General features: G+C 59.0%; 1 protein-coding gene. It reads left to right on the forward strand.

Features of this window, described 5'->3' with window-relative positions; all coding sequences use genetic code 11:
* The first annotated feature begins 452 nt into the window (after window positions 1–452).
* Complete coding sequence (locus I6N89_RS25225; RefSeq protein ID WP_043754103.1) at window positions 453–2,402, forward strand: TIR domain-containing protein; 1,950 nt, start codon at window positions 453–455, stop codon at window positions 2,400–2,402.
* Window positions 2,403–2,647: the final 245 nt, after the last annotated feature.

A 2,647-nucleotide genomic window follows, 5' to 3' on the forward strand; every position in this document is an offset into this window, starting at 1 on the left:
CAACATCCCACACTGTGCTCCCCGATGATCTCGGGAGCATCATCACCATCAGTGTGAGGGGGTCATTTTTGGATGCCGATCACCCCCGCCACGGGGTCAATTTTGCATGCTTGTTCACAGACGTGCTCGCGAGGCGGGCAAACCGGGATGCCAGGCGCAACGCCGCGGTGAGGCCGCATGGCCGAATGCGCGACGGACCGAAGGGCCGTTCTCCCCTGCGACACGCGAAGCCAAGATGGGGAGGCTAGAAGCGTTAAACCAAGGTTGATGTACAGGAAACTCCCCTGCCAACTATACTAAGTTCCTATCAGAGCATGCGACATGGACAGAAAGCCGACCTTCGCGGCGACACATCGTACCTGTGCTCTAGATTCTCTGTAAAATACCAAATCGGCATGTCTGTGAGGTAAGTCTTGGGTGTAATCCGGACTGGACGGCGATATATAGATATTATGCCTGCCGATTTCTCTGCCTTATCGCCCTCCGAGTTCGAGGCGCTTTCAGCCGACCTTATCGGGCGCGCTCTTGGTATCCGCTTCGAGCAATTCGGCGAAGGAGCTGATGGTGGAATAGATGGACGCCACGCGCCGGAGGCGCAAAGCCTGACGATCCTACAAGCTAAGAGATACGAGAGATCTGCTATCTCAGCTTTGAAGCGTGAAATGTCGAAGGAGCGCGCGAAGATCGATCAGTTGGCGCCCGATCGCTACATCCTGTCAACGTCCGTAGCGATGACCCCACAAAGGAAGCAGGACCTCGTGGAGATTTGCGGCCCCGCCATTCGATCTCCGGGAAACATCTTCGGGCGCGAGGATCTTGAGGCATTGCTGCGCGCGCATCCTGACATCGAGGAAGCTCATCCCAAGTTATGGATCCCCGCGAGCGGGCGTACGCTGAAGCGAATGCTTCATGAGACGCTGGATGAGCGCGAGGGCCACCTGAAGCCTCCTTCGGTCCTTCGAGCGTTGCTTCCAAAGCCAGGGATCGGCGGAAAGGTGGAGTCAGAGGCGGAAACGCAACGGGATACCCTGTTCCTTGTCGGAGCGCGCCCCGACCACGATCACTTCATCCTTTGGCTCGGTCCAAAGCTCGAAGCGCACGGATATCGCGTTTTTTCCGAGATCCTGACTCTCGAGCCTGGAGACAGATGGCACAAGGAGATTGGAGTGGCGTTGGAGCACCGCGCTGCGAAGGTTCTGGCAGTGGCGGGCGCGGCCACCCGCGCCAACGACGACGCGATGGACCTGATCGACAGGGCGAAAACGCTTGCTGCAAGTTTTGGCGACACTCGCCTGATTATCCCGTTACGGATCGAGGAGGGGGCCAAGATTGATGGCCTCCGCGATGCGACGCCTGCCGATTTCGCGCGGGGTTGGGCAGAAGGGCTTTCGAAGCTTCTGGAGACGCTGCGTCGCCAAGGCGTAACGCGCCGACGCGAGCACATCGCGGTCGCAGCTCAATGGGACAGCTTCCGCAAGCGTGGTGCTGTTCCGCTAGTGCGCGAGCCAGAGTCCTTGGTCTCGAATTGGATTCAGATCTTGGAAATGCCCGATGAACTCCACTTCTACGAGGCGGCAGGAGCGGTCCAGACCGACGTCCTCAAGAGGCGGGTGCGAGGGCTGTCGTTTCCCGCCGTCGCGCATGAGCGAGGCGTGATCACCTTCGCTGCGCCCCCTGATGTTGGGGAAAGCCTCGAAGGCGTAGCGAAGTTGCGCCTACGGACTTCTGTGCCGGTTGTCGATGCGGTAGAAAAGGGTATGCCTGAGATAGGCGTCGCGGGACGTGATCTGTCGAACATGCTCACGGGCCTGTTGCGCGATGGATGGGAACGGCACTGCAGGAATATTGGCATGGTCGCCTATGCGTATTCCAACGGCGATGGTTTCCATGTGTCCCCTAACCAGGTCGCGATTGGTGAGCGGGTGCCCTGGGGGCGACAAGGTGAGCGCCGGTCGTCGATGCTGCGCAACATCGCCCGAAAGCATGTTTGGTCCTATGGGGTGACGGCGATTCCCCGAAACTGGCCTTTCTGGCACTTCCGTCTGAAAGCGCGCGTCCTTTTCGCGATGGATAACAATACGGAGCAGGGCGAACGCATAGATGATCCGAAGAAGATGCATCGCCTTCGCAGATCGGGCTGCAAGGGTTGGCGCAACAAGCAATGGCACGGACGGCTTCTGGCATTCCTTCAGATCATGTCGGGTGACTCAGCCTACATTCGGGTTCCGCTGGCTCCAGGCCAGGACATGCTTCTTTCCTCTGAGCCCCTTCTCTTCACGTCGCCGGTCAGTACAGCTCTTCCTGACGTGGGCGACCCGGATGCCGAGGAGCAGGACGAAAGCACGCTCGGGCGGCCAGAGGCTGACGACGACGATGCTGAGCCCGAAGGAGACGGTAAATGAGGTTTCCCGAAGCAAGCTTGATCGTAGATCACTTCGATGAGCCAGAACTCGACTTCCGCCATGACCAGAGGAGCCACCACCCAAAGGACGGCCTGTTTCTCTATGGACCTCATGACGGCCCTCGGATGTAGAGCGTCAACCTCCTTGGCCGCTACCGACAACCTCCTTGGCCGGTTTTGACCGCTGCGTTCTTCGTTGATGTTACTGTGGGGTTTCCTCCTCGAGCTTGTCGCTGATGTTGTCGC

The organism is Salipiger abyssi, assembly GCF_017311415.1.
GTDB lineage: Bacteria > Pseudomonadota > Alphaproteobacteria > Rhodobacterales > Rhodobacteraceae > Salipiger > Salipiger abyssi_A.